A 25735-nucleotide genomic window follows, 5' to 3' on the forward strand; every position below is an offset into this window, starting at 1 on the left:
GCACTGCTCGCGGTTCAGGAATAGCGTTCTCTGGAAAGGACAACGAATGATCACCCGCTTCAACCCACTACGGCTGTGGACGGTGCGCCGGATGATCGCCGTCACGATCATCGGGCTCGCTGCGGTGCTAACCCTCAGCGCCTGCGGCGGTTCATCCTCCAGCGCTTCCCCCGCTGCGCCGTCCGGCTCGTCGGCGAATACCGGGCGTGGTGCGGGCGCCGGGGCGAACGCCGGTGGCGGCAGCCCGGGTGCATCCGGAACGGTGGCCTCGATTTCTGGTACGACCATGCAGGTTCAGAGTCAGCAGAACGGCCAGGTTGCGGTCACCTGGAGCGGATCGACGAAGTTCGCGCAGACGGTGGCGTCGTCGGCGAGCACGGTGAAGGCGGGCGACTGCGTCATCGCAATCGACTCGTCCGGAACCTCGTCCTCCTCGTCCTCGTCCGCATCGTCTTCGACTTCAGCGTCGTTTACCGCGACCACTCTTTCGGTCAGCGCACCCGTGAATGGCGCGTGCACCGGCGCCCGCGGCGGCGGTACGCGACCGTCAGGCGGTACGCGGCCGTCGGGCGGTACGCGGCCGTCGGGTGCCCCCTCAGGCACTGGTGGTGCCGCGGGCCGCGCCGGTTTCGCAACGGTCGCCAGTGGCTTGGTCAGCTCGGTGTCTGGTTCAACTCTCGTGGTGGCGGCCGAGCAACCCGGCAGCACCGGATCAACAACGAGCAAGACCGTCACAGTCGATTCGAGTACCAAGGTCACGACGGAGGCAACGGCGACGGCGGCTTCGCTGCAGGTCGGCAAATGCGTGACGGCTCAGGGTAAAGCCGATTCGACGGGGACTGTGGCGGCAACCAGCGTGCGCATCACTGCCCCGACCAACGGGCAGTGCAGTGTCGGTGGCGGCTTTGGTGGCGGCTTTGGCGGCGGGAACAACGGTGGGACGAATGCTGGCTGACGATCCACGTTCGAATCGTTCGCGCCGACGCAAAGCGCGTCGCAGGCGCACCATCGCGGCAGGAGTCGCAGTGGTGGTGGTTGGTGGGGGAGGTGCGGTCGCCGCCGCCACCACCGGTAATAGTGGGCCGGCCCGGCAAACGGCAACCGCGAGCCTGGCGTCAGTGACCCAGACCGTCGAATCGTCCGGAACGATCACGTCCTCACTCAAGTCAACGCCGTCGTTCGCTGCCTCGGGCACGGTCAAGTCCATCGATGTGAAGGTCGGCCAGAGCGTCAGCGCCGGGCAGGTACTCGCGCAGCTCGACACAACATCTCTGCAGGGTGCGCTCGATTCCAGTAACTCGGCATTGGCTACCGCGCGGCAGAAATTGCAGGCCGACGAGACTGGTCAGACCAGCACGTCATCTGGTGGCAGTGCGACCGCCACCACAGCCGCGACCGCGGCAACTGCCACTACGGCGAGCTACGAGCCTGCCAGCTCGCTGATTGTCGAGACTGCGGTGTTCACCAAGGCTGTCGCGTCGACGGGCGGCAACAGCCTGAGCGCGTTGATCAAGCAAATACAAGCAGCCCAAGGCGCTGTCGTCGCTGCCCAACAGAACATCGACGCTGCGCAGACCGAGGTAGACGCAGCACAAAAGGCGGTGGACGCCACCGTCGCGCAGAACACCCAGCTTCGGGACGCCCAGCAGACGGCTTGCACAACAACAGGCACACCTACTGTCACGTCGACTACGACACCTACTACCACGACGACGACGTCGCCGTCCTCCTCCGCGTCGGGCTCGTCGAGCGCCTCGGGCACGTCCGTATCAGACGCGTGCGCAAGCGCAATGGCGAATTACCAGGCATCGGCCGACACGCTTGCCGCTGGTGTCGCCACGCTGGACAGTAAGATCGCCGCTCAGGACAACTACGTGAAGTCCCTCGACACGGCGATACCCAGCCTGGACAAGCTGATCAGCGAACTGCAATCGGCCGCGTCCACGACGGGCTCCAGTGGATCGGGCAGTTCCAGCGGGTCGGGCGGATCCACTGGTTCGGGCACGAAGGGTGGGTCAGCTGGCGCGAGTGGATCGTCCGGCACTGGCGGATCCGGTACGAGCGGCGCGTCGGGAACCAGCCACTCTGGGACGGGTAGCGCAACCGGAGCGAACGGCTCGGGTGCCAACGGCAGTGGTAGTGGTACCGGGGGCTCCAGCCAGAGCGGCTCGGGCGCCTCGACCACCAGCCAACCCGCCAGCGCTGCCCAGTTGGCTGCCGATCAGGCGGCGATCGACGCTGCCGAAGCGGAGTTGAAGGTAGCTCAGCAGAATCTCGCCGCGGCGACCCTGAAAAGCCCCGCCGCGGGAACGGTTGCCGCCATCGGGATGACCGTCGGCGCCAGTTCCAACAGCCAGACGATCACGATCATCTCTACCGGAACCCAAGCCGTCGACACCACCGTGGCGCTGGCCCAGGTCGACCTGATCAAGATTGGCGAGTCGGTCAGCGTAGCTGCAGACGGCGTCGCGACAAAGCTGCTCGGCAAGGTGACCGCCATCGGACTGCTGAGTACCACATCTGGTTCCAGCACGACATTTCCCGTGACGGTCTCGCTCAATGCGGGTAGCCCTCATCTCTTCGACGGTTCGGGCGCCGACGTGGTCATCGCTACCGGGACGGCGACGAACGTCCTGACCGTCCCCAATTCGGCCATTCACTCAGGGGCCGGCGGCAGCCACACGGTCACCGTCCTGAGTGGTGGCAAGACCAGCACAGTTCGTGTCACCTTGGGAATCGCCGGCGCTGATGTCACGCAGGTCAAGAGCGGTTTGAAGACCGGTCAACAGGTAGTGCTCGCTGATCTGTCCCAGCCGCTGCCGACCAGCACGAGCACGACGACCACCCGTACAGGCGGATTCGGCGCTGGCACCGGCGGATTCGGGAATTTCGGAGGCGGCGCTCGCGGCATCGGAGGCTAGAGAAGCCCAAACCCCCCGAATTGTGTAACGCTCGGCATCGCATAGATGCCGAGCGTTACACAATTCGGGGGGTTTTAGGGATGTTCCCTAGGGACATCCCTAGGAGTTCGCGAGACTGTATAGGCACGTTCTGGTCCCGCCGCGCCGTGTGAGACGGAGTCCCCATGCACCTGGAGCTGCAAGTCCAGCGAGTAGGCGCGCAGTATCGAGGCTCCCTGACCCGATCCCGTGACCAACTCTGTCTCGGGTTCGACGGTGTTCTGGAACTCGTCGCGGCTATCGAACGCTTCGAACGTGACGAGCCGGACGAGACGGACGAGTTGGCCGAGCCCGACGAGTTGGCCGACCCCTACGAGGGGAATCAACGATGAATGCGTTCTTGGACCTAGTAGGTCGCTGGTGCGCTCGGCGCCGTTGGATCGTGGTTGCAGGCTGGATTGTCATCTTGGCTCTGCTAGCCGTGACTCGCAATGCCTTCGGAGGTGAGTACGTCAACGATTACACCGTGCCCGGCAGCCAATCCTCGGAAGGGACCACGTTGCTACGGCAGGACTTTGTCCAGCAAAGCGGTTACGCCGGGCAGATCGTGTTTCATGCGCACACCGGTACGGTCGCGGCCCAGACCAATGCTGTGAACACTGCGATGGCGAACATCGCAAAATTGCCGCATGTGATCGGTACCGTAAGCCCGTTTGCCGTCCCGAACTCTCCGCAGGTGTCGAAGGACGGCACGATCGCCTACGGCACCGCGTCCTGGAATGTGGTCCCGACCTCGCTGGACACCGCGTACCTCAAGCAGCTGGACGCAGCGGTCGCTCCAGCTCGGGCCGTCGGGCTTCAAGTGGAATACGGTGCCGGCGCTGGCCAGATCGGACAAAAAACCGACGACAAGTCGTCTGAAATCATCGGCCTGTCGTGCGCACTGGTGTTACTGCTCTTCATGTTCGGCTCGATCGTGGCCGCAGTATTGCCGCTGTTGTCTGCGGTGTTCAGCGTGCTTGCTGGTTTGTCGCTGGTAGGGCTGTTGTCCGCCGGTCTCACCTTTCCGACCACCGCGCCGACTGTGGCCACGCTCCTCGGTCTCGGCGTCGCCGTGGATTACGGGCTGTTCCTGGTCGCCCGACATCGCGAGCAACTTGATCATGGCATGGACGTGGAAACGTCGATCGGGCGATCGGCGGCAACTTCCGGAGCCGCAATCGTCGTCGCCGGGAGCACCGTCGTCATCGCGATCCTGGGACTGTATGTCTCCGGCGTACCGTTCGTCGGCGCAATGGGATTGGCCTCGGCGATCGTCGTGGCCGTGACGATGCTGGCCGCGCTTACCCTGATGCCCGCATTCATGAGCGTGGCCGGCGCGAACGTCCGGTCACTGCGGGACCTTCGGGCGGCGAAGAGAGTCCGCAACGACGACAGTGATGATCGCAGTGAAGCCGCTCGGCTCGCCGACCTGACCGCAGCTAGCGACCAGGCGCACGAGCGGAGTGCGTTCGCCCGCTGGGGTCGGATGGTAAGCAAGCGGCCGACGCCGTGGGCAATCGCTGCCACGTGTGTACTGGTCGTGCTGGCGATCCCGTTGTTCGCTTTGCGGCTTGGCCAACTCGACGCTGGAACCAACCCGACCTCAGAAAGCATTCGCCGCGCCTACGACCTGATCGCCACCGGGTTCGGCCCAGGTAGCAACGGTCCGTTGACGGTGGTCTACGCGCTTCCGGCCGGGCAAAGTCCAGATCAAACGACGACGTTGCTGACCAACGCGCAAGCCACCCTGGCGAAGACGCCGGGGGTGGCGGCGGCAAGTGGCCCGACGTTGAACTCAACGAACACGACGGCGGTCATGACGGTCGTGCCGACCACATCGCCTCAGGATGCCGCGACGACCAAGCTGGTCGACAACCTGCGGTCTTCGGTCCTGCCGACCATCCCGGCCAAGACCTACATCGTCGGCGCGACCGCGTCCTATGTCGATTTCACGGCGAAGGTGTCCCAACGGATGGTGTGGCTCATCCTCGTCGTCGTCGCGCTCGCCTTCGTCCTCTTGACGGTTGCCTTCCGTTCAGTCGTGATTGCCACCAAAGCGGCCATCCTCAATCTGTTGTCGGTTGCTGCCGCTTACGGTGTGGTGGTCGCGATCTTCCAATGGGGGTGGGGCTCTGCGCTTGTTGGCATCCATGAGGACCTACCGATTCCAGCGTTCGTGCCCATGTTGATGTTCGCGATCGTGTTCGGATTGTCAATGGACTATGAGGTCTTTCTGATCTCGCGGGTTCACGAGGCCTGGATGAAGACCAGCGATGCGCACCGCAGCGTGGCGATCGGTATCGGCAGTACCGCACGGGTCATCACGACGGCTGCGGCGATCATGGTGGTGGTCTTTCTGAGCTTTGTTCTCGACAAGGACCCGACGGTGAAGATGCTCGCTGTTGGCATGGCGGCCGCAGTGCTCATCGACGCCAGCGTCATTCGAATGGTTTTGGTTCCTGCCGTGATGTCGTTGCTCGATCGGCACGCGTGGTGGATTCCACGCTGGCTTGACCGGATCACTCCCAATCTCGACATCGAGGGAACTGAACACCTGGCAAAGATCGCCGCAGCCGAGGACGAAGACAAGCTCACGAACCAGCCTTCGGTTAGTAGCTCTTAGCGCCCGCGGCTGGTAACTCCAAGCAAACTCCACGCCGCCAACTTCATGCGCCCGCGGACGGGGCGGCGCGTTTTGCGAGGTAGCCCCCGATATTTGACCATGCGTTCGCCGCTGAAGGGTTCAGATCGCTTCTGATTGCCTCTGTTCGCCGCTGTTGCACGTAGCATTGAAGCACCGTCTGGGCCGACCCGGGGAGATCCCGATGCCGAAGATTCCGTCCGCTTCCTTCGTGGGGCGTTCGGATGAGCTGGCGCTGCTGCGAGCGTCATTTGCACGGGCGGACGAGGGCCGCACACAGGTAGTGATGGTCGAAGGTGACGGCGGAATCGGCAAGACCGCCCTGTTGCGCCAGTTCGTGCTCGACCTTCCACAAGGCAACGTGATCTGGGCAAGCGGCGATGAGAACGAGTCGTCGTTGGAGTTCGGCGTCTGCAATCAGCTGATCGAATCGCTGCCCGACCAGGTGCCTGCCAATCCGCAGTCTGATGTGTACGCCGTTGGCGTTGCACTGCTAGCGGCAATCGGCTACCGCGAGGAGAAGGGAACCATCGTCGTCGTCATCGATGACCTGCACTGGGTCGACGTGCCATCGGCCCAAGCCTTGCTGTTCTGCCTGCGTCGGCTTCGCACCGACAGCGTGCTCGTCCTTCTTGCCAGTCGGCCCACGGAGATGGACCGATTCGGCCCGAGCTGGCGTCGATTGCTCGCTGATCAGGATCGTGCCACCTTGCTACGCCTCGGCGGCCTGACGACCAGCGAAGTCAAACAGGTCGCTGCTGCCAGCGGATGGTCCGTGCGGTCCGATGTTGGCGAACACCTTCGGCGTCACACGGCGGGCAACCCGCTCTATCTCAGCGCGCTACTGGCTGAGCTGCCGCAAGAGGCGTTGACCGAGCGGTTGACGGATCTTCCGGCACCGCGTGCATTCGCGGCTACCGTCTTCGCTCGGTTGGCCCGGGTCTCGCCGCAGGCCCGAGAGCTTGTCGCAGCGATCGCAGTGGTTGGTATGAGATGCGCGATGCGGGCGGCTGGCAGTATCGCCGGGGTCGACGATGTCTCCGCAGCTGCCGATGAGGTGGTTGCCGCGCGCCTGCTCGCGGTGACGATCACCGATACCGATGACGTACTCTCCTTTGACCATCCGCTGGTGCGGGCGGCTGTTTACAACGACATGTCTCCGTCGCATCGGCAGCGGTTGCACAGTGCGGCGGCAAGGATCCTCCCGCCTCCGGCGTCGTATCGTCATCGGGTCGCCGCCGTCGGCACGGACGGTGACGACAACGTTGCTGCCGAGCTCAGGCGGGTGGCCGAAGAAGCTTTGGGCGACGGATTGTTCCTTGCGGCCGCGGATTATCTTCGTGCAGCCTCGACAGTGGACGGTGACTCCGGCCGCGCCGACAAGAGCCTGTATGAGGCGGTCGAGCTCCTGGTGTTCGGCGGTGACATCGCAGCTGCGGAATCTCAAACCGCAGCGATCGCAGCCAGAACACCGAGCCCGCGCCAGCGCTACACGTTGGCGTTGCTCGACTTGACCAGCGGCCGGCTGGACCGCTCGGCTGCCCAATTGCACACGCTCGCCCAATCGCTCGAACCCGAACGTGATGCGGACGTCTTCGGCCGGTGCGCGGCCGCCTTGGCCCTGCTGGGGGTGATGACCGGCTCGTACGACAGCGCGATTCTGTGGGGCGATCGGGCGCGAGAGGTCAGCCGTCCAGGTACTCGAGAGGACGCCGTTGCCAAGCAAGCCCTGGCCTGGGGCTATGCCCACCTCGGCCGGATCGACGAATCTGCAGCTCTCCTGCAGGACTGTTCGGCCAGCCATCGCCGTCCGGTTGCGTTCGAGCCGGAGCTTCTCGCGGTCCGCGGCATCGTGCAGACTTGGTCCGGCGCGCTCGAGAGCGCATTGCACGACCTGCGCACCGTCGTGCGGTGGGTTCAGTCCGGTGCGCACACGAGTTACACCACTCAGGTCTATGCGGCCCTGGCTGAGGACGAATTCCGGGCGGGCGAGTGGGACCAGGCCGCGACGCATGCAGAATTGGCCATCTCATTGGGGGAGGACCTCGAGCATCCGTGGTATCTGCCTTATTCGCGGTCGGTCGCCGCCTACTTGTACGCAGCACGCGGCGAACATCACTTCGCAGAGTTTCAGGTGGCGGCCGCAGGCGATGAGGTCGCTGCCGCGGGGACGAGGGAGGCGTTCGGCTACGCCGCGCTGGCCGCTGGCCACCTTGCGTGGGCGCGCTCGGACTGGGTGGGCGTCACCTCGGCCCTGCAGCCGCTGGCAAGTTCTGTTGGCGATACCGGCAGCGTGGCCGAGCATCCCAACCTCGCGCTGTGGCGGTACCGACTCGCCGAGGCTTACCTAGAACTCGGCAGAGTTGGCGAGGCCCGGGAGCTTCTTACCCAGCGCGCACCAGTTCCGTGGGGCGGCACAACACCAGCCGGGCGCCTTCGTCTCGACGCACTATGCGAGCAGCACTCGCGCCATCCTGACGAGGCGATGGACCTGTTCGCCTCGGCACTGGCGAGTGTGCCGTCAGAATCGATGGTTCTTGATGACGGGCTACTTGCGCGTGACTACGGCCGGCTTCTCATCGGACTAAAGATGCGTAGGGACGCAATAGCGCCGATGTCACTCGCACAGGCCATCCTGGCGAGGCTCGGCGCCGACCGGTTCCGCCAGGAGTGCGAGAAGAGCCTCTCCGTGTGCGGGATTGCGGTCGGGCCGACGCTGTCAGGCTCGAACGATTCCTTCAACTCCTCGCCGAGCTTCAACGCCTTGACGGCCCGCGAGAAGGTGGTCGCGCGGTTGGTTATGAACGGCATGACCAATCGTGAGGTCGCCGCCGAGCTGTATTTGAGCGTGAAGGCAATCGAGTACCACCTCGGAAATATCTACACCAAGCTGGGCATTCACTCACGCCGAGACTTGCGAACGCGCGCAGTCTGAACGAATCCGAGGCTCCCCGGTCCATCTTGAGTCCCGCCTCATCCGAATAAAGCAAGTCTTAAAAAAGATGCTGCTATGAGTTAAAGTGCGATGCCAGGCGGCGACGATCGGGCGCAGAATTCTCTGCGGCAGGCACCGCGCCGTTTATCAGGAATCAACCGGCAACATCTTGTCTAGGAACTGCGAGGAGTGCTCATGGCGCGTCAATGGAACTCGGACCTCTATGTTGATGGTCATTGGGTCGGCTCCGACGATCTGCCACCGATTCAGGTGATCGATCCGGCCACCGAGGACCTGATCGGGACGGTGCCGGATGCTTCGCCGAAGCTCGCGATCCGTGCGCTGGAGGCGGCGCGTCGCGCTTTCGATGAGGGACCGTGGCCATGGATGAAGCCGGCCGAACGGGCTGCAGCGCTCGTCCGGATGGCGGAGTACCTGGAATCGCACGCGGAGGAGTTACGCGAGCTGATCGTTGCCGAAACCGGCACCACGGGCTTTATGACCGATATGATCCAGGGCTTTGGCGCTATCGGCATGCTCCGCTCGAACGCCGAGCAGATCCAGCACGGCGTCGAGTGGTTCGAGCCCGTGGGGCAGCCGAGCGGCGGACCGAACGGCGTGAACGGACAAGGTCTGTTCCGGGAACCGATTGGCGTCGTGGCCGCCATCACGCCGTTCAACTTTCCGTTCATGCTGAACCTGGTCAAGTCCGCGCCCGCGCTGGCTGCCGGATGTACGGTCGTCCTGAAACCCCATCCCTGGACGCCACTCGACGCGTTGATGATCGCCAAGGCCGCAGAAGCCGCCGACATTCCGCCTGGCGTCTTCAATGTCATCACGGGCGGGGGTGATGTCGGCGATGAGTTGACCTCCAACCCGATGGTGGACATGGTCACGTTCACCGGCTCCACCGCTACCGGACGGCGGATCATGGCGTCGGCGTCCGGCACGATCAAGCGGGTACAGCTCGAACTGGGCGGCAAGAGCGCTCATGTCATCCTCAGCGATGTACCCGAGGACCATGTGCGCTCGATCGGTTTTGGTGGGGTGCTGACCCATTGCGGTCAGGGCTGCGCGATTCCGACCCGGCTCCTGATGCCCGAAGCGCTGATGGACGCATACCGCAGCGGTATCGAGGACGCCGTGGCGGCGGTGAAGATCGGCGATACTCGTGACCCGTCGACGACGCTGGGCCCGCTGATCCGCGAGCAGCAGCGGTCTCGGGTGGCCGCCCTCGTTCAGTCCGCACGCGACGAAGGCGCGGAGGTTGTCACCGGCGGAAAGCAGCCAAGCTCTCAGGAGAAAGGGTTCTTCTACGAGCCGACGGTGATCGTGGGAGACAACTCGATTCGCGTTGCCCAGGAAGAGATCTTCGGCCCGGTCCTGACTGTCATCCCTTACTCAGGGGCCGACAGTGATGCCGTGCGGATCGCCAACGACTCGATCTACGGACTGGGCGGCAACGTGGTCGGGGCAACCACAGGTCATGCGTTCAACGTTGCGCGCCAGATTCGTGCCGGCAGCCTTTCGGTTCAGGGCGTTGCCGAAGCCGCGCAAGGCGAGCTCGGTTCGGGCAACGGGCAGGGTCCGGGTTGGGGTTCGACGCCGAAGGGCATCGGTCAGGAAGGTGCCTTCGGGGGCTACAAGCAAAGTGGCCTAGGACGCGAGTGGGGCCGGCACGGCGTCGAGGACTTCACCGAGGTCAAGTCCATCAGCTGGTCATGACCCGCGCATAACCAGGCGGCCGAAAACGGCCGCGGCTCAATCGAGCAAACTCCGCTCTGACATCAACCTATCCGCTATGCGGGTAGGTTGATGTTTTTTTGCGCCTGCCTGCGCCCTTGGCGCGGACCGTCGAAGCGTCATGTCGCTGGCATCGTTGCAGCCTTCACGAATTGACCCTACTCGTATATAGTGGCGAACTATCCAGAGTTGAATCAAGATTCAGCGCGGTTACGGGAGGTATCAGCGCACGGCCCGCCGGTTCGCTGCGCCGTCCGTCATTCGTCGTCTCGGCTACCTCCCGGTGCGATGTCGCCGCATGCGATGCACCTAACGGGATGCACCTAAAGGGTAGGGAGGCCGAGACCGTGAAGATCGACGTCGACGCGCGAGGTCGCCAGGTCCTTCGCCGCAGATACGGGCCAGTGCCATCTGTCGTTGCCCAGGCGGGTCTACCGGTGGCGGCTAGAGCCTGCGCCGAAACCGGACAGCACGGTGTTGGACCGACATCGGGCGTCAGGGACGACGTCTTGCTGCGTACGGCGCTATTTCAGGGTGTCGAGCCCGGCGATGTAGATCTGCTGGTACGCCAATTCGACTTGATCGATATCCCTCGGCACGCGGTGCTATTTCGACAAGGCGAGCCGAGTGACGCGCTGTACGTCCTCATCTCTGGCAAGGTGAAACTGGCCATGAATTCGGCGAGCGGCCGCGAGTTGTTGGTCGAAGTTGTTGGACCAGGAGAGCAGTTCGGGGAGATGTCGGTGTTGGACCCGGGCCCGCGTGCGATGAAGGCGACGATGATCTCCGACGCGAGGGTGGCGCGGCTGCCGAAGGAAGCACTGTACAAGTGGATCGGCAGCCGACCTGAGGCCCGATTACTTCTGCTGCAGGCGGTTGCCCGAAGACTGCGCCGCCGGGATTCAATGATGGCCGACCTCTACTTCGTTGACGTGCCAGGCCGGGTAGCAGGTGCCTTGCTTCAACTGGCGGATCGATTCGGAGTACCCGAAGGCGATCATCTTCGAGTTGCCCATGGCCTTTCGCAGCAGGAAATTGGCGACCTGGTCGGTGCGACGCGTGAACCCGTCAACAGGGCACTGGCAGACTTCGGCAAGCGAGGGTGGTTACACCACGAGAGCAAGACGACTCTGATCCTTGATCGTGAAAAGCTTAGGCTGCGAAGCCGAAGTGGAGCTGACTCATGACAGCCAACCGCCGACCGCGGCCGTTACGCGGGTTAGCCGTTGCACGGGGTTACTCAGCGGGAGGCTTTGGGTTCGGCTCGGACGGATAGCTGTTGAGAAAGCTCTCGATCTCCGCGATGCCTCGTTTCGCCTCTTGTCGGCGATGCGTCCGTTCCCGGTACCCCCCGGACCGAACGTGGCCAAAACCGCTCGTCCCGTACAAGCCGTAGCACCCGCACTGGCACAGACCCGCGACTGTCAGTGCGCCGACGCCCAACCAGAGAAGGTAGCGAACGACGCTCTGAATGGTTTCGGATAAGACGACCAGTTCCGTATCTACCATGCAAGCCTCCTCCCGGACGAGGGCATCCAGCTACGATCGTGCCTGCCCCCGCATTGGACTACACGGCAAGCTACGCCCTTTTCGCACGCAGCAACAGACCTTGAGATCGGCTTGTTAGCTTCGTTCGTTGCGGCCGCGGCAATTGCAGTCGCTGGAGGGAAAGACTTCAGTCGCTAATCGAGATCGCCCGTTCCGGGCATGCGTTGACTGCGGCTGTTGCCTGTTCCCGCAACGACTCGTCAGGCTCGGCATTCGTCACCCAGCCACGGCCGCGTTCGTCGTCGGTGAACAGCTCGGGTGCGAGCTCGTAACAGCGTCCGTGACCTTGGCAGAGTTCGGCGTCGATCGACAGCTTCATCTATTCCCCTGTGCTGGTTGTGCCGGCGCTACGGGTGGTCGCTACGTCCCATTCCAGGGGTAGATAGTCGATTCCGCGCAGCGCTGTGCCGTTCCACGTTACGGTTACGCCTGGCTTCAGGCGGTATTCGGGTATGCGGCGGTGCCATTCCCTGATGACCGCTCGCAGTTCCATGCGCGCCAGGTGGGAGCCAAGGCAGCGGTGCGGGCCGCCTCCGAAGGCGAGATGCCTTTTGTCGCCGCTTCGAACGTCCAGGGTCAATGCGCCGGGTACGTCGGGGTCGACGTTGGCCGCCGAGATCAACGGCGCCACCAGCGTGCCGGCCGCGATCGGGCAACCTGCCAGCTCGGTGTCGCGAGTAGCCCGTCGAGGCTGTCCACCCTGCACTGGTGATTCCCAGCGCAGTACTTCCTCGATCAGGGCGTCCAAGGTGGCTGGATCGTCCACCAGCATCTGATGATCTTGCGGATGCTCAAGCAGATAGTTGATGATGCATTCCAGCGAGACGGTGACCGTGTCAAGTCCGGCGGCGAGTAGCAGGAACAGCGTTCTGAGGATCTCGCCGTCGTCCAGCCTGCGCCCGCCTTCGACCTCTGCGGTGAGAAGGAATGAGATGAGGTCATCGCGTGGAGACTCGCGCCGCACCGCCATCTCAGCGCCGAATCGTTGATAGATGAGCACCGCGGTCTCTGCCTGCAGCTTCTGCCCGGCCTCGACGCTGCCGGCGATCGTTTCTGGCCGGATCATGATGTCTTTCCAGCGAACCAGATCGAGCAGCTCCTCTTGTGGCAAGCCGAGCAGGCTCAGGAAGGTCGAGCACGGTAGCGGCACCGCCATCTCAGCGCCGAAGTCGCATTCGCCCTTGTCGATAAACGAGTCGATGATCTGGTTGACGTGGGCAACCACGGTCGGTTCCAAGGCCGCCATCCGTCTGGGTGAGAACAGCGGGTCGAGCAGGCGTCGGTATTCCGAGTGCAGGGGCGGATCGACGCCGAGCGGTATGACCGGCTCGGTACTGCCCATGATTGCCATGACGTTCGAGAAAGAATCGGTGTCACGCAGTACTCGTTCGACATCCTCACGGCGTAGGGCTTGAACGACGCCATCGATTCCCTCGTTGAAATCGATCTCGGTCTCAGACCGGAGCCGCGCGAAGTACTCACGCGGATTGACCGCTCGTTCGTGGGCCAACTCCCGCAGGTGAGCCTGCCGGGCCGGGTCGATCGAGCTTGTCTGCAGAGTCGAATCCATGCCTGCCATCAGTCAGCCTTCGCTAGTACGAGCATCTGAGAAAGGGGGAGTGGTACTTCTGGCCGGGTGAGCTCCTGCGTGCCTCGCGGCCCGGTATCAGAACGGCCAAGGGGTTTGCGGTATCGCTACCGCGGTAATGAAGCCCCTTGGCCGTTCTGCACGTCCTCGCTTTAGTCGCTGAAGGACTACTTCTCTTCGGTGATGCCGGCGGTGCGGGCGTGCTGCATTGCTTGCATCTTCTCGAGAATGCCGACACGGTTCTCGTCGGGTTCGAGCGAATGCGGCGTGACGTCGACATCGGTCGCAAGTGCACGAAGTGCGCCGACCGTGGCCTGCTCGCGCGGGATGTACTGGAAGGGATCGAAGCGGTAGAACTTGCAGGCGTTCTGCCAGGTCATCATTTCGATCTCGTTGTCGGGCACGCCCACCTCTTCGAGGGACTTCATCAGAATCTCTGGCGACTGGGGCCAGGTGGCGTCTGAGTGCGGGTAGTCGCATTCCCACGCGATGTTCTCGACACCGATCCGGTCGCGGATCGCCAGACCGACCGTGTCTTCGATGAAGCAGGTGAGAACGCGTTCCTTGAATACCTGGCTGGGCAGCATGTCGCCGAAGTCCTGACCGGTCCACGCGTGGTGTTTCTGGTAGGTGATGTCGGCGCGCTCGAGCCAGTACGGGACCCAGCCGATACCGGCCTCGGCCAGCGAGAAACGCAGGGTGGGGAACTTGCGCAAGATCGGTGACCAGAGCAGTTCGCTGGCGAAGATTCCCGTGGCGAACGGCATGGTGTGGATCATGACGTCGAACGGGCTGCGCGGCATGAAGTTCGGTTGTGCACCGAAGTGGAAGACCATCGCTACGTCGGAGTCCGCGCACGCCTGGTAGGCCGGGTCCCACTCGTCGCCGTGGATGTCGGGCATGCCATTGAAGCGGTGCGGTTCGGGGTGGAAGGAGACCGCGCGACAACCCTTTTCGGCGACCCGGCGGATCTCTTCAGCCATGAACTCCGGGCCGACCGCGAAGCCCGACAGGGCCAACGGAATGAACCGGCCGGGGTAGGAGCCGCACCACTCGTCGATGTGCCAGTCGTTGTAGGCACGCAAGATCGCGGCAGAGAACTCGTCGTCGGAGTTGGTCACGAAGAACTGGCCGCCCAAGCCGGGCCACGAAGAGAAGTTCAGGCTCGCCAGGACGCCGTTGGCGTTCATGTCACGCACCCGATCGTGCACGTCGTAGGCGCCGAGGCGGACTTCCTCGAAGGTGTCCGGATCGTGGCCCCAGTCTTCCTTTGGCCGACCCGCGACGGCGTTCAAGCCGAACGTCCGGATCTCCTGGCCTTCGATAACCCACGCGTCGGTGCCGTCATCACGACGAATTACCTTCGGCGCCCGGTCCTTGAACTTCGCCGGAACGTGATCCTGAATGAACTCAGTCATGGACGGCGGCTCGACGATGTGGTCATCAACGCTGACAAGTGTCAGATCTTCCATACGCATGGGCTACTCCTGGATAAACGCTCGTGGGCCTGGTGCCCGCGACTGCAATACAGCCTTTGGTCGTTTGGAGCCTGGGTCATTCACTTTGAAAACTACCAGTTTCACACGGCACAGTCACCAGTGAATATATGGTGCAATTCAGATCGATAAATCGGCCTTCATCGACGGTGAACCAATGCTCACCGTTCCCGCGACGTCGATGCTCGCCCGGTCACATCCGGCTGGGGGTAGACCGCGATCCCCGCCGCGATCGCGACTTCCCGGTAGGCCTCGGCCAGACTGGTCACCGTGGCATGGGCATTCAGGCCGCTTGGATTGGGGACGACCCAGAGCTGCGATCGTCCCAGATCGGCGGCTTGCCGTCCCACGGCTGCACGGCGCTCGTTGAAGGCAATGCGGTAGGCGCTGATCCCGAGGATTGCGACAACGGGCGGCTCGATGGCTGCCACCCGCGCTGCCAATGCCTTGGCGCCGGCAACCAGAGCGGCAGGTTCGATCTCGTCTGCTCGCGCGGTGGCCTGTGCTACCAGGCTGGTGATGCCGATTCCGCGATCGTGCAGGTGCGCTAGGTCCGCTGCGATGAAGCCGGACGAGGCGTCGATGATGTGGTCGGTGATTCCTGCGCGGTAGAGAGCCGGATAGAACCGATTCCCCCGACGGCCGAAATGGCTCTGGGTGGCGATGGTCCACAAGCCGGGGTTGATGCCGACGAACAGCAGCCGCACATTCGGCCCCAGAAGGTCGGGCAGCGTGCCACCGCGATAGGTCTCGAGCTCACCCCGCGTGAATCGCACGTACGCCCTCACAAGAGTTCCGCAAAGATGTTCCGAAGAAGTCTCCAAGAACGGTATTTCAGCCAGATCCTAGTAGCTCCGGCGTGCCTGTTCGAGGCCTCGCCACCGGTGTCGAGGCCAGACTGCCAAAGAGGGCCGCGTCAGTCGTTGCGCGCGGTTTCAGGGCCCGTCATCCGTTTGAGCAACGGCAAAGTGGACGCGATCACGGCCAGTGAGGCGAGCAGCCCGGCGATGACAAGCAGGTAGTACGCGGCGCTGGGCGGTTGTAGCGTCTCGGCGAGTTGCGCGCGGACGAAGAGATGAGCGGCGATCAGGCCGGCGCCCGCGGAGACGAGGGCGGTGATCAGTAGCGGGACTGCGGCCTCCAGGGTGATCACCCGGCGCAGCATGCTCAGCGGGGTACCGGTAAGACGGAGCAGGCTGAAGGGGCGTTTGCGTTCGGCCAATCCGCCTGCCACGCTGACGGCCAGGCTGCAGCCGGCGATCGGCAGGCTCGTCAGCAGGACGACGTTCGCCAGTTGCCGGTAGCTGTTCATCTGGCTGTCGTTGTTCGCCTTGTACTCGCCAAGTGTCAGCGGTGGGAACGGCATCGGGAACGCGGCTTCGAGAAGGGTGCGGCTGTGTTCGATCGCCGCTGTCGAGCCGTCGGTGCCGATCGCAATCGTGATGATCGGCAAGCTTCGCAGTTGTTCGCTCGATATGTCCGCGGCGGGCCAGGTGGAGTCGGCCATCGAGGTCTTGTCGATGACCGCACCTCCGAAGTGAGGCGCGATCAAGACGGTGGTGGCGCCGTGCGGGCAGTGCCCTAGCGAGGGGATCGCGTCGAGCTGGGCGCATGACGCGAAACTCGGCGGCGGTGGCCCCGCCGAGGGTCCCGCCCCCGGGTCGGCAATCGGTTCGGAACGGATAGTGGCCACACCAGTGACGCCGGGGATCGAGCTGAGCGCGGCCAGGGTGGCCGGCGGGAACGCCGTCATCCGGCTGGCCTGCGGGTGGCCGTCGAAGTCCTCGATCAGGGTGCCGGCAGAGGCGGCAGCGCCTGAGCCTGTTGCGCCCGTACCGCCGTTGTATGCCGCGATCGTGGTGATGATGCCAAGGGCACACGTGCCGACGAAGACGGCGAGGACGAGTCCGCTGACTGCGCGGAAGCTGGCCTGCGGATTGTCGGCGAGGCGCCTGGCGGCGATGAGGCTGGCAGGCCGACGGGCGCGGCGGGCGATCAGTCGGGCGCCAAGCATCGTCAGCCACGGCCCGGCGATGACCAGCCCGATCATGATCGAAAAGACTCCGATCAGATACACCAGGGCTTGCAGATTGCTGTTCGTGCTGTCACGGATGTTGCTGAAGTAGGCAAGGTAACCGAGTTCGATAATGCCGGCTAGTAGTGGAATGAGTCGCCAGGCGCGGGGTGCTCCGGGTGTCACGCGCCGGCTCACGCCGAGCGGGGAGATGTTCACTCGGCGCAAGGCCACTCTCGCGGCGACCGCCGCTGCGAGCGGTACGCCGAGCACGACCAGAAGAGTGTCCGGCAAGCTCAGCGACAGGTCGCTCGGGTAGAAGGGATCGCCGGTGAACGGGATCTTCGCCAGCAGTGGTCGCATTGCGAAGAACAGGCCGAAGCCAAGGGCGACGCCGCCGATCGCGGCGAGGCTGGATTCGACGGTAGAGATCACCGAGATCTGGCGGGGTGTCGCTCCGATCAGGCGCATTGCCGCGAAGCGTTGCTCACGCCGGGCGGCCGACAGCCGGGTCGCGCCGGCGATGAAGATCAGCACCGGGAACAGCAAGGCGGCGGCCACGACCCCCAGGATCAGCGTGATGCCCCGGTTGTCGATGCCAACCCCGACTGCACATCCGTCAGCGCAGCTGCTCGGAACCGTAGTACTGATGTTGCTGACCTGATCGGCATGGCCCAGCTCGGAGACGTCAGCGACGCTTCGCCCAATGATGATGATCAACGAAGTCGGCGATGGCAGTGCGGCCGCGCCGATAACGCCGATCTGGGCGCCTGGAAACCGGTCGCGTAGTTGCTCGTGCGGGACGTCACGCAGTAGTTTCGCCAGCGCTGGCGAGGCGTAGTACTGTCCCGGGCCTGGCAGCTTGGGGATGCCTGGCGGCACCGGCGAATCGGGCCCGGTAGCGGCCAGGTCGACCCGTCCAATCTCCTCGCCGTCGTAGTAGTCGGCTTGCAAGGACCACCACAGGGGATCAGCCGCGGCCGCAACGCTTGCCGGTGCGGCCGGTCCGGTGTAACCGGTCTCCAGCCACGCGTAGCGGGCGTTCTGGGCATTGACCGCGTTGATGCCGGCCAGCGTGGTGAGCAGCAGCGCGGTCCCGATGGCCACCGCGATCGCGATCAGGGTCAGCCGGGTCATCGCCTCACGTCCGCCCGCGAGCGTGAGGCGCAGCCCGAGACGGATCATCCGCCGACTCCTGCCAGCGTCGTCACCTTGCCGTCGCGGACGATGATCTCGCGATCGGCGTAGGCAGCGACCCGCGGATCGTGCGTGACGAGGACGACCGTGCTGCCCTGGTCGCGCGCCGCGTCGACCAATAGCTGCATTACCTGCTCGCCGGTGAGCGAATCGAGCGAGCCGGTCGGCTCATCGGCGAACAGCACCTCCGGACGAGCGACCAGACCGCGCGCCAACGCCACTCGCTGGGCCTGCCCGCCGGACAGTTCCCCGGATCGACGTCGCTGCAGTCCGTCCAGGTCAAGGCGATCGAACCAGCCTCGCGCCTCACCCAACGCCTCCACTCGGCGCTTACCGGAAAGCAGCAGCGGCAGCGCGACATTCTCCTCGGCGGTGAGTTCTGGAACGAGCTGCCCGAACTGAAAGACGAACCCGAAGCGATCGCGGCGCAAGGCGCTGCGCTGCTGCTCGTTCATCGTGTCGATCCGCTGCCCGGAAAAGTGAATCTCGCCTCCGTCGGGGGTCAGGATGCCGGCCAGGCAATGGAGCAGCGTCGACTTGCCTGACCCGCTCGGGCCCATAACCGCCAAAATCTCACCTCGGGCCACTGACACTTTGGCGCCGCGTAGCGCAGGCGTCTGTCCGAATGACAACCGGACATCGTGAGCCTGTAACACCGGGACGATCGTCGACGAGCTCGGCTGGTTCGGGTCGTCAGGGAACAGCGCGGCGCTCATGGCTGAATCTCTTTCGCCAGCGCGTCCAACCGGGCCGCGGTCAGATCGATCCACCGCAAGTCCGCTTCCAGATGGAACAGGCCGTGATCGGCCAACAATGCATCAACCAGACTGCTGCTACGGCGCAGTTCGGTCAGTTCGCGCATCCGCTGCATGTGCGCGGCCCGTTGAGTGTCGAGATACTGCTCGGCTGAGCGTCCCGACATCAGCGCGAGAACGACCTTGACGAACAGCACGGTCTGCAAATGTGGTTCAGCAGGTACCGGTTCGGCCAGCCAGGTCTCGATATCGCTGACCCCCTGCTCGGTGATCACGTACCGCTTGCGGTCAGGGCCGGCGCCCGGCTCGGTCTCAGCCGCAATCACCTTTCCGTCACGGGCCAGTCGCGCCAGAGTGGCGTAGACCTGGCCGAAGGGCAACGGCTTGCCCCGACCGAAGAGAATGTCGTAGTCGCGCTTGAGGTCATACCCATGGCTGGGCTCTCGTTCGAGCAGCCCCAGAAGAGTCAGCGGAACGGTCATACTCCGGGACTCTACACTACGTGTATACCTGCAGTACGTAATCTCACGATTCACCCACGCTCCGCCTAGCGGGAGATCGGCGATTGAAGGATTCTTGTGAAGGATTCTTGCCTGCGGGCGCTACCCGAAATCAGAGCGGGGACTGGGTTGCGGGCGTGTGATGGACTGATCTCGTGGGCATCGTCGCGCGGCTGGACAGTTTTCAACGACGGCATCCCTCGGCGTCGTTCCCCTTGGCCGTCCTCTACAAGTACACCGACGACACCGGCGCCTATCTCTCGGCACTGATTGCCTACTACGCATTCGTATCGCTGTTTCCGCTTTTGCTGCTCTTCTCGACGATCTTGGGATTTGTACTTGCGGGAAATCCACACCTACAACAGCAAGTCTTGAATTCCGCGCTGCACCAGTTTCCGGTGGTCGGCAGCCAGCTGGACGATCCCAAGCAAATAGGGGGTGGAGCGGTAGGACTCGTCGTGGGAATCCTGGGATCGATCTACGGTGGGCTGGGAGTGGCGCAGGCGACGCAATACGCCATGAACACCGCGTGGCGGGTGCCACGCAACAATCGGCCCAACCCGTTCAAGGCGCGTGGACTCAGCCTGTTGCTGCTGGCGGTAGGCGGTTTGACGGTGATCGCCACTACCGCGCTGTCGACCATCGGCGGTAGCGGGGCGGGCGTTGATGATCTTCTAGTGAGAATTCTGGTGCTCGCTGCTTCGGTCCTACTGAATGCGGCGGTGTTCGTCTTCGTTTTCCGCGTGGCGACCGCGCGTGACCTGTCGATTGCGGATGTGGCCCCGGGAGCTTTGTTGGCCGCCGTGCTGTGGCAGCTGCTGCAGAGCTTCGGTGTCGTCTACGTCGCTCACGTGGTCAAGAACGCGAGTGCGACGAACGGAGTTTTCGCCTTCGTCATTGGTCTGCTCGCTTTCCTGTATCTGAGCGCCGTGCTCGTCGTCATCTGCACTGAGATAAACGTGGTTCGGGTTGATCGACTGCACCCACGGTCGTTGCTGACGCCGTTTACCGACAACGTGACGCTGACTGCAGGCGACCGCAGGGCCTATACCAATCAGGCCGAAGCGCAGCGCATGAAGGGGTTCCAGGACGTCGACGTCCAGTTCGACCAGCCACCACCGACGGGAGTATCCAGCGAGGATCCGGACTCAGACAAGCGATAGCCCGTCGACTTTCGTTATCGACTTGATCCCAGCGATCGTGGTCTGTGCAGGGCCAACGTGTGCATGCTGGAGGAGGCAAGTTCGGTTGCACAAAGAGGTGCGGCATGAAGGTGACCACCACAATGTCCTCCGCGGGACTTTGTGTTGTCGTGTGCCTGCTGCTCCTGGGCGGTTGTGCGCCGAAGGCGAGCCGGCCGTCGGCACGTTCTGACGCACCGGCCAGTCAGTCCGCGGGAAAATCGGCCACCGATAGCGCCCCGAACGGGCCGGCCGAAGCCGTCCCGTGCGCCGTATGGGCCTGCCATCCGGAGCCGGCGATAGCCCTGATCGACGGCTATGCGGTTCGGCTCTGGGCAAGCGCGCAACCGGATCCGGCGAAGCCGACGAGCTTGGCCAGCACACCGGTGGTCGAATTGCTCAAGAACTCGAAACACGTGCAATGGTGGGTTGCTGAGCAGGGCTTTGGATGGGAAGCACAGCTGACCTGCCTCACGACCGGCCCGCTGCCGAACTGCATGGTGCTGGCCGATGTCGGAGCACACGCGGGCGTAGCCGAGATGCTGTTGCTGCAATCCGGTGCGTTGCAGAGTCCGCCACGAACGCATGTGGTCTTCGACTCCGGCGCGCCTTCGGCGGCCGACCTGAACGGGGATGGCTACCTCGATCTGGTTGGCTCCAACAGTGACTTCTCACCGGGATTCGCAACCGGGCACAACTTCTGGGTCACTTACCGATTCGTCACAGATTCGATGACCGAAACTGGATGTAGCCCGCGCAATTCGGCGTCGGAGAGACGGCCGGACCAACTGCTGTCAGGGCACTGCCCCGCTCCACCGGTGGATTGACCGGACGTGCGTGTTAACGTTCGGGAAATGAAGCGATGAAGGTGAGGGGAAGCGCTTGTCTGCATCACCGGATACCGAAATGATTCCACCGCGACCGCAGCCTGACGTAAACGAAATTTCGCAGGGGTACTGGGACGGCGCCAAGCAACACAAGCTCGTGATCCAACAATGCGGTGATTGTTCGACCTTCATCCACTTTCCGATGGCGCTCTGCCCGAACTGTCAGAGCGAGAACCTCGGCTTTACCGAAGTCTCCGGTCGTGGAACGGTTTATTCGTTTGCCATCGTTCATCAGAACTTCCACCCGGCCTTTACTCCGCCGTACGTGATCGCGTTGACCGACCTCGACGATGCACCGGGTATCCGGATGTACACGAATATCCTCGACGTCAAGCCTGAAGCCGTCGAAATTGGGATGCCGGTCCAGGCAACGTTCGAAGACATCGGCGAGGGCACGGTCTTGCCGCAGTTCAAGCCGGTCTGATCGCACTGAGCGTGACTCACACTCACGCGAGTCACAGTCGCCCGATCGCAGACCCACCGTAAATCAGGTTCACGGTTTCGACGGACGCGCTCCACCCTCGTTGTCCCTGCAAGTCCCAGAAGGTTCCCGGAGGTTTCAGGTCATGCGCAAAGTTGCCATCAGCGGCGTCGGCTATTCGAAAGTCACTCGCGCCGGGGATCCTGCGCCCGAGCGGCTCACCCTGCAGGCGACCAACAACGCCATGAAGGACGCCGGGCTGACCGGCAAGGACATCGACGGGATCTTCCAATACAGCTTCGGAATCGACGCACCGAATGCGATCTACGTCCAGAAGGGTCTAGGGATCGACAACCTCGTCATCTTCCAGGACATCATGGGCAGCGGGCCGTCCGGTTTGGCAGGTGCGATGTCAGCCTATTCGGCGGTGGCGAGTGGAGCCTGCGAGACGGCGATCGTCTATCGAGGCATCACGCGGTCGGCTGGGTCCACCGGCAAGATCAGTACCACGCCACCACCGCCCACGCCCGGCGCCGGCGGAATGGCCGCTGGCGGCATCTACGGTGTGAATGGCCTTATCCCGACGATGGGAATGCGGATGCGACGGCGCATCCATGACTTCGCCGGCGCCACGATCGAAGACTACGGTCAGATCGCGGTCAACGCGCGTAAGTGGGGTTCGATGAACGATCGAGCCGTGCTGCGCGACGAGATCACGATGGATGACTACCTGAACTCGCGGTTGCTCGCTGACCCATTGCACTTGCTTGACTGTGACTATCCCGTGAACGGTGCCTGCGCGGTGGTCATCACGACGGCGGAACGGGCGGCCGATCTCCCGACGAAGCCCGTCTACATCGATTCTGCGGCCTACGGCACCGGCCGGAACCCGGACTGGGTCACGGCCGACGATTTTCTGTTCGGCGGCACCATCAATGCCGGTGAGACGCTGTGGGCCAGGTCGTCGTTTACACCGGCCGACGTGGACCTTCTCGAGCTCTACGACGGGTTCACCCACATCACCATCTCGTGGGTCGAAGCGCTGAAGATGTGTGAGATCGGCGGCTTCGGTGACTGGGTCGATGGCGGCAAGACGATCAATCCTGGCGGCCGGGTGCCGCTGAATACGCACGGCGGGCAACTTTCCGAGGGACGGCTTCACGGTTTGGCCCACCTGGCCGAGGCCGTTCTGCAGTTACGAGGTGATTGCGGGCCGCGACAGGTCCCGAACGCGCAGGTGGCAGCCATCGGCAACGCCCACGGTCCGCAGGCCGGCGCGATGATCGTGTCGACTGAGATCAGCGGTTCCTGATTCTTCAGAGCAACCGGTTGGGCTCGAAACGCCTGTGGATATTTCGCTCGTGCCTTGCCGCTCGTCCCGAAATGCATTTGGTGTGCGTGTGTTCGGTCGCTACAGTGATCGAGCACCGAAAGACCCTGCGCTGAAATAGAAAGGCGAAGATGATGAAGCGGCGAGATCAAGATGGCGGCGAGCGCGTAACGCGCATGGCGTCGATCTTCGCCTGCCCAGGCTCCTTTGTCATTGCTGGCCTGCCTGGCGCTGAATCGATTCTCGCGCCTGTCGTGCGGGCCGGTCATTCCTGGCGGCTGTACTCGGAAGCGAGCTATCCGAGGTTGACTCTGCGGTAGGTAAACCCTGCTTCACAGCCGCCTTCGGATTCGATCCGAGGCGGCTTTTCTGTTTCCTGCCGCTCTGAATTCGACGCGGCCGTCCTCACTACAAGTCATCACTACAAGTCCTCAATACAGGGAGGTAACACCATGAACAAGCAACTATTGGAATGTGGGCACTACGAAGCTGTCGTGCCCGGAGCGGGCGTCAGTTGGTGCCCGATCTGCAACGAGATGGCGCTCGTCATTGACGAGACTCGGCCACCTGAGCCTGTGCGGGCCGGTACGGCCGTGGCGCTGATGGTCGCGACGCGCTAGCTCGCCAGGCTCGACCAAAGCAGACCAGAATCAGACCGAGAATCTGACTGAGATGAAAGGAGGTGCGACGATGGAGCGCATTTCAGACAAGCTCGTGAGCTGGGCCTCGATCCTTGAGGACCAGACTCGGGCGCAGGCCTGCCAGAGCGCGACGATGGACTTCATCTACCCGCACCTCGCATTGATGCCCGACGCCCACCTCGGACTCGGCGCCACCGTGGGGTCGGTTATCCCTACCCAGGGTGCCATCATGCCGGCAGCAGTCGGCGTGGACATAGGTTGCGGCATGATGGCGGTCCGGACCGAGTTCAAACGAGCCGACGTTGAGCGTCGGGCTGAGCGTCGCCCGCTCGGCGCGCTGCATTCGCAAATTTCAAAGGCAGTTCCCTTGTCGGCAGGTGCCGCCAATGACCGCATCACGGACACTGCCGCGACACGTATCGCCGAGCTCGAGGCGATGCCCGGTATCAGCCAGGCCGAGCAGGCGTTGCCGCACTGGCGTAAGCAGCTCGGCACGCTCGGTTCGGGTAACCATTTCATCGAGGTCAGCCTCGACGAGGAAGATCGGGTGTGGATGTTTCTGCACTCGGGCTCGCGTGGCGTCGGGAATCGCCTTGCAGGTAGCCACATCAAGGCGGCCCAGGCGCAATGTAACGAGGCAGGTGTGCGATTGCCGCACCGAGACCTTGCTTATCTCGTTGAGGCAACGCCGGAGTTCGATTCCTATATCGAAGCCCTGAACTGGTCACAGCACTTCGCGTTGCTCAACCGTGACGAGATGATGGATCGGGTTGTCGACCAAGTGTTGCAATGGTTTGACGTGGTGCGCGACCTGGCACAGCTGGATGCGCCGGTTCGCTGTCATCACAACTACACGGTGCAGGAGCGTCACTTCGACCGCGACGTGTGGCTGTCACGCAAGGGAGCGATCAGCGCGCGCCTCGGGGAGTTCGGACTCATCCCCGGGTCGATGGGGGACCGGTCATACGTTGTGGAAGGTAAGGGCAACGCCGACTCGCTCTGTTCGGCGCCGCACGGTGCCGGGCGTAACTTCTCGCGGACGGCGGCGCGCAAACGTTTCACCCGCGCCGATCTGGACGAACGTATGGCAGGCGTCGCGTGGGGCGAGTCGGACGCGTTTCTCGACGAGCACCCTGAGGCATACAAACCGATCGACGTCGTGATGCGCGACGCCGAACCGCTCGTCGACGTGGTGCACGAACTGCGCCAGATCGTCAACGTCAAGGGCAACTGAGTGCGAGTCGAGAAGTTCGGCTCGCACTCAGGTGCCGGCGACTGAGTTGCCGAGGTGGGCTTGACCCTTAAACGCACTGAGAGCGTCAGCTGGAGTCAGATCGCCAGCGCTGCTGGGCTCCCTCGTAGTCGTCTAGTTGCCATAGCATGGCGCGATCGGGCACCAGCAGGTACAAGACATCGAAGCTTGGGTCCGCCATGGGTAAGAAAGCCGCATCGCCTGGCCGCGTGTACTTCGCAGAAAACGCCGCAACGACCTCCGGGCGAGTACCCGGGTAGCCAAGATCGCGCGCAAGGCCATGGACGATCACTACTTCCTCGGCATCGGCCGGGTGCAGCGCGACACGCGAGTCCTTTGCAAGGTTGCGAGCCTTGACGGTGGACCGTTCGGTATAAAAGTAAAAGGCGTCTTCGGTTACGGCTCCCCAGATCGGCGCGACGTGCGGGCTGCCGTCGCCAGCCACCGTGGAGAGCCAGTACGAGCGTTGCGATGACAGGCGTGACAGGATCAGCTGCCAGCTGACGTGTTCCACCATCGCGTCTCGGTCCGCTTCCGAGTGTGCCTATGAACGTGGCCTATGAACGTTGCCCTGCCGAGGCTCCATCGTGCGCGCGGCCTCGCTGAAGAGTCAATAGCCCCACAGTTTGCAGTTGTGCGCCTCGAGGCACTCGCGAAGCAATTC

At 63.4% G+C, this 25735-nt stretch carries 22 protein-coding genes; 13 read left to right on the forward strand and 9 right to left on the reverse strand.

Annotated features, from left to right (window positions below):
- Positions 1–46 precede the first annotated feature (46 nt).
- From ACSMXN_RS08055 to ACSMXN_RS08085, 7 genes are all read left to right on the forward strand, one after another.
- The gene (locus tag ACSMXN_RS08055) at positions 47–955 is read left to right on the forward strand and encodes a DUF5666 domain-containing protein (protein ID WP_022911331.1); all 909 of its coding nucleotides are present in this window, start codon (positions 47–49) and stop codon (positions 953–955) included.
- A gap of 70 nt (positions 956–1025) precedes the next feature.
- Positions 1026–2921, forward strand: a complete 1896-nt coding sequence (locus ACSMXN_RS08060; protein ID WP_196811113.1) for an HlyD family efflux transporter periplasmic adaptor subunit — start codon at positions 1026–1028, stop codon at positions 2919–2921.
- Between the two features lie 164 nt (positions 2922–3085).
- Entirely contained in the window at positions 3086–3292 is a 207-nt protein-coding gene (locus ACSMXN_RS08065) for a hypothetical protein (protein ID WP_022911333.1), read from the forward strand.
- Positions 3289–5565, forward strand: coding sequence for an MMPL family transporter (locus tag ACSMXN_RS08070; RefSeq protein WP_022911334.1), 2277 nt, complete (start codon positions 3289–3291; stop codon positions 5563–5565). The genes ACSMXN_RS08065 and ACSMXN_RS08070 overlap by 4 nt, the downstream gene beginning before the upstream one ends.
- A gap of 202 nt (positions 5566–5767) precedes the next feature.
- Positions 5768–8518 carry a helix-turn-helix transcriptional regulator gene (locus ACSMXN_RS08075; RefSeq protein WP_022911335.1) on the forward strand — a complete coding sequence of 917 codons (2751 nt, stop codon included), beginning with the start codon at positions 5768–5770 and terminating at the stop codon, positions 8516–8518.
- Between the two features lie 195 nt (positions 8519–8713).
- A complete protein-coding gene (locus tag ACSMXN_RS08080) occupies positions 8714–10243 on the forward strand; it encodes an aldehyde dehydrogenase family protein (protein ID WP_022911336.1) in 1530 nt (509 codons plus the stop codon).
- Between the two features lie 527 nt (positions 10244–10770).
- Entirely contained in the window at positions 10771–11448 is a 678-nt protein-coding gene (locus ACSMXN_RS08085) for a Crp/Fnr family transcriptional regulator (protein WP_027138938.1), read from the forward strand.
- 49 nt (positions 11449–11497) lie between these two features.
- Here the strand turns inward: ACSMXN_RS08085 and ACSMXN_RS08090 are convergent, their stop codons facing one another.
- The 8 genes from ACSMXN_RS08090 to ACSMXN_RS08125 all read right to left on the reverse strand — a co-directional run bounded on the left by ACSMXN_RS08090 (position 11498) and on the right by ACSMXN_RS08125 (position 19341).
- Entirely contained in the window at positions 11498–11770 is a 273-nt protein-coding gene (locus ACSMXN_RS08090; protein ID WP_022911338.1) for a hypothetical protein, read from the reverse strand.
- Between the two features lie 166 nt (positions 11771–11936).
- The gene (locus ACSMXN_RS08095; protein WP_022911339.1) at positions 11937–12128 is read right to left on the reverse strand and encodes a ferredoxin; all 192 of its coding nucleotides are present in this window, start codon (positions 12126–12128) and stop codon (positions 11937–11939) included.
- Positions 12129–13388 carry a cytochrome P450 gene (locus ACSMXN_RS08100; protein ID WP_081648883.1) on the reverse strand — a complete coding sequence of 420 codons (1260 nt, stop codon included), beginning with the start codon at positions 13386–13388 and terminating at the stop codon, positions 12129–12131.
- A gap of 176 nt (positions 13389–13564) precedes the next feature.
- Positions 13565–14875 (reverse strand): amidohydrolase family protein, encoded by a 1311-nt coding sequence (locus tag ACSMXN_RS08105; protein WP_022911341.1) that lies wholly within the window; start codon positions 14873–14875, stop codon positions 13565–13567.
- Between the two features lie 179 nt (positions 14876–15054).
- A complete protein-coding gene (locus tag ACSMXN_RS08110; RefSeq protein WP_022911342.1) occupies positions 15055–15669 on the reverse strand; it encodes a mismatch-specific DNA-glycosylase in 615 nt (204 codons plus the stop codon).
- Between the two features lie 140 nt (positions 15670–15809).
- Positions 15810–18092 (reverse strand): FtsX-like permease family protein, encoded by a 2283-nt coding sequence (locus ACSMXN_RS08115; RefSeq protein ID WP_022911343.1) that lies wholly within the window; start codon positions 18090–18092, stop codon positions 15810–15812.
- Positions 18089–18820 (reverse strand): ABC transporter ATP-binding protein, encoded by a 732-nt coding sequence (locus ACSMXN_RS08120; RefSeq protein ID WP_022911344.1) that lies wholly within the window; start codon positions 18818–18820, stop codon positions 18089–18091. The genes ACSMXN_RS08115 and ACSMXN_RS08120 overlap by 4 nt, the downstream gene beginning before the upstream one ends.
- A complete protein-coding gene (locus ACSMXN_RS08125) occupies positions 18817–19341 on the reverse strand; it encodes a PadR family transcriptional regulator (RefSeq protein ID WP_022911345.1) in 525 nt (174 codons plus the stop codon). The genes ACSMXN_RS08120 and ACSMXN_RS08125 overlap by 4 nt, the downstream gene beginning before the upstream one ends.
- Before the next feature lie 173 nt (positions 19342–19514).
- On the opposite strand from ACSMXN_RS08125, the gene ACSMXN_RS08130 reads away from it, so the two are divergent.
- The 6 genes from ACSMXN_RS08130 (at position 19515) to ACSMXN_RS08155 (ending at position 25053) form a co-directional block, all read left to right on the forward strand.
- Positions 19515–20522 carry a YihY/virulence factor BrkB family protein gene (locus tag ACSMXN_RS08130; RefSeq protein ID WP_022911346.1) on the forward strand — a complete coding sequence of 336 codons (1008 nt, stop codon included), beginning with the start codon at positions 19515–19517 and terminating at the stop codon, positions 20520–20522.
- Positions 20523–20632: 110 nt separating this feature from the next.
- Entirely contained in the window at positions 20633–21367 is a 735-nt protein-coding gene (locus ACSMXN_RS08135; protein ID WP_155958201.1) for a hypothetical protein, read from the forward strand.
- A 79-nt stretch (positions 21368–21446) separates the two neighbouring features.
- Positions 21447–21851: a Zn-ribbon domain-containing OB-fold protein gene (locus tag ACSMXN_RS08140; RefSeq protein ID WP_022911348.1), complete on the forward strand. Its 405-nt coding sequence runs from the start codon at positions 21447–21449 to the stop codon at positions 21849–21851.
- A 142-nt stretch (positions 21852–21993) separates the two neighbouring features.
- Positions 21994–23160 (forward strand): thiolase family protein, encoded by a 1167-nt coding sequence (locus ACSMXN_RS08145; protein WP_027138941.1) that lies wholly within the window; start codon positions 21994–21996, stop codon positions 23158–23160.
- Between the two features lie 470 nt (positions 23161–23630).
- Positions 23631–23798: a hypothetical protein gene (locus ACSMXN_RS08150; protein WP_155958202.1), complete on the forward strand. Its 168-nt coding sequence runs from the start codon at positions 23631–23633 to the stop codon at positions 23796–23798.
- Between the two features lie 70 nt (positions 23799–23868).
- On the forward strand, positions 23869–25053 hold the full coding sequence (locus tag ACSMXN_RS08155) for an RtcB family protein (protein WP_027138942.1): 1185 nt from the start codon (positions 23869–23871) through the stop codon (positions 25051–25053).
- 85 nt (positions 25054–25138) lie between these two features.
- Here ACSMXN_RS08155 and ACSMXN_RS08160 read toward each other — a convergent pair whose 3' ends face one another.
- Positions 25139–25588: a pyridoxamine 5'-phosphate oxidase family protein gene (locus tag ACSMXN_RS08160; RefSeq protein WP_022911352.1), complete on the reverse strand. Its 450-nt coding sequence runs from the start codon at positions 25586–25588 to the stop codon at positions 25139–25141.
- Between the last annotated feature and the right edge of the window lie 147 nt (positions 25589–25735).

This window comes from Parajatrophihabitans canadensis (assembly GCF_053764775.1).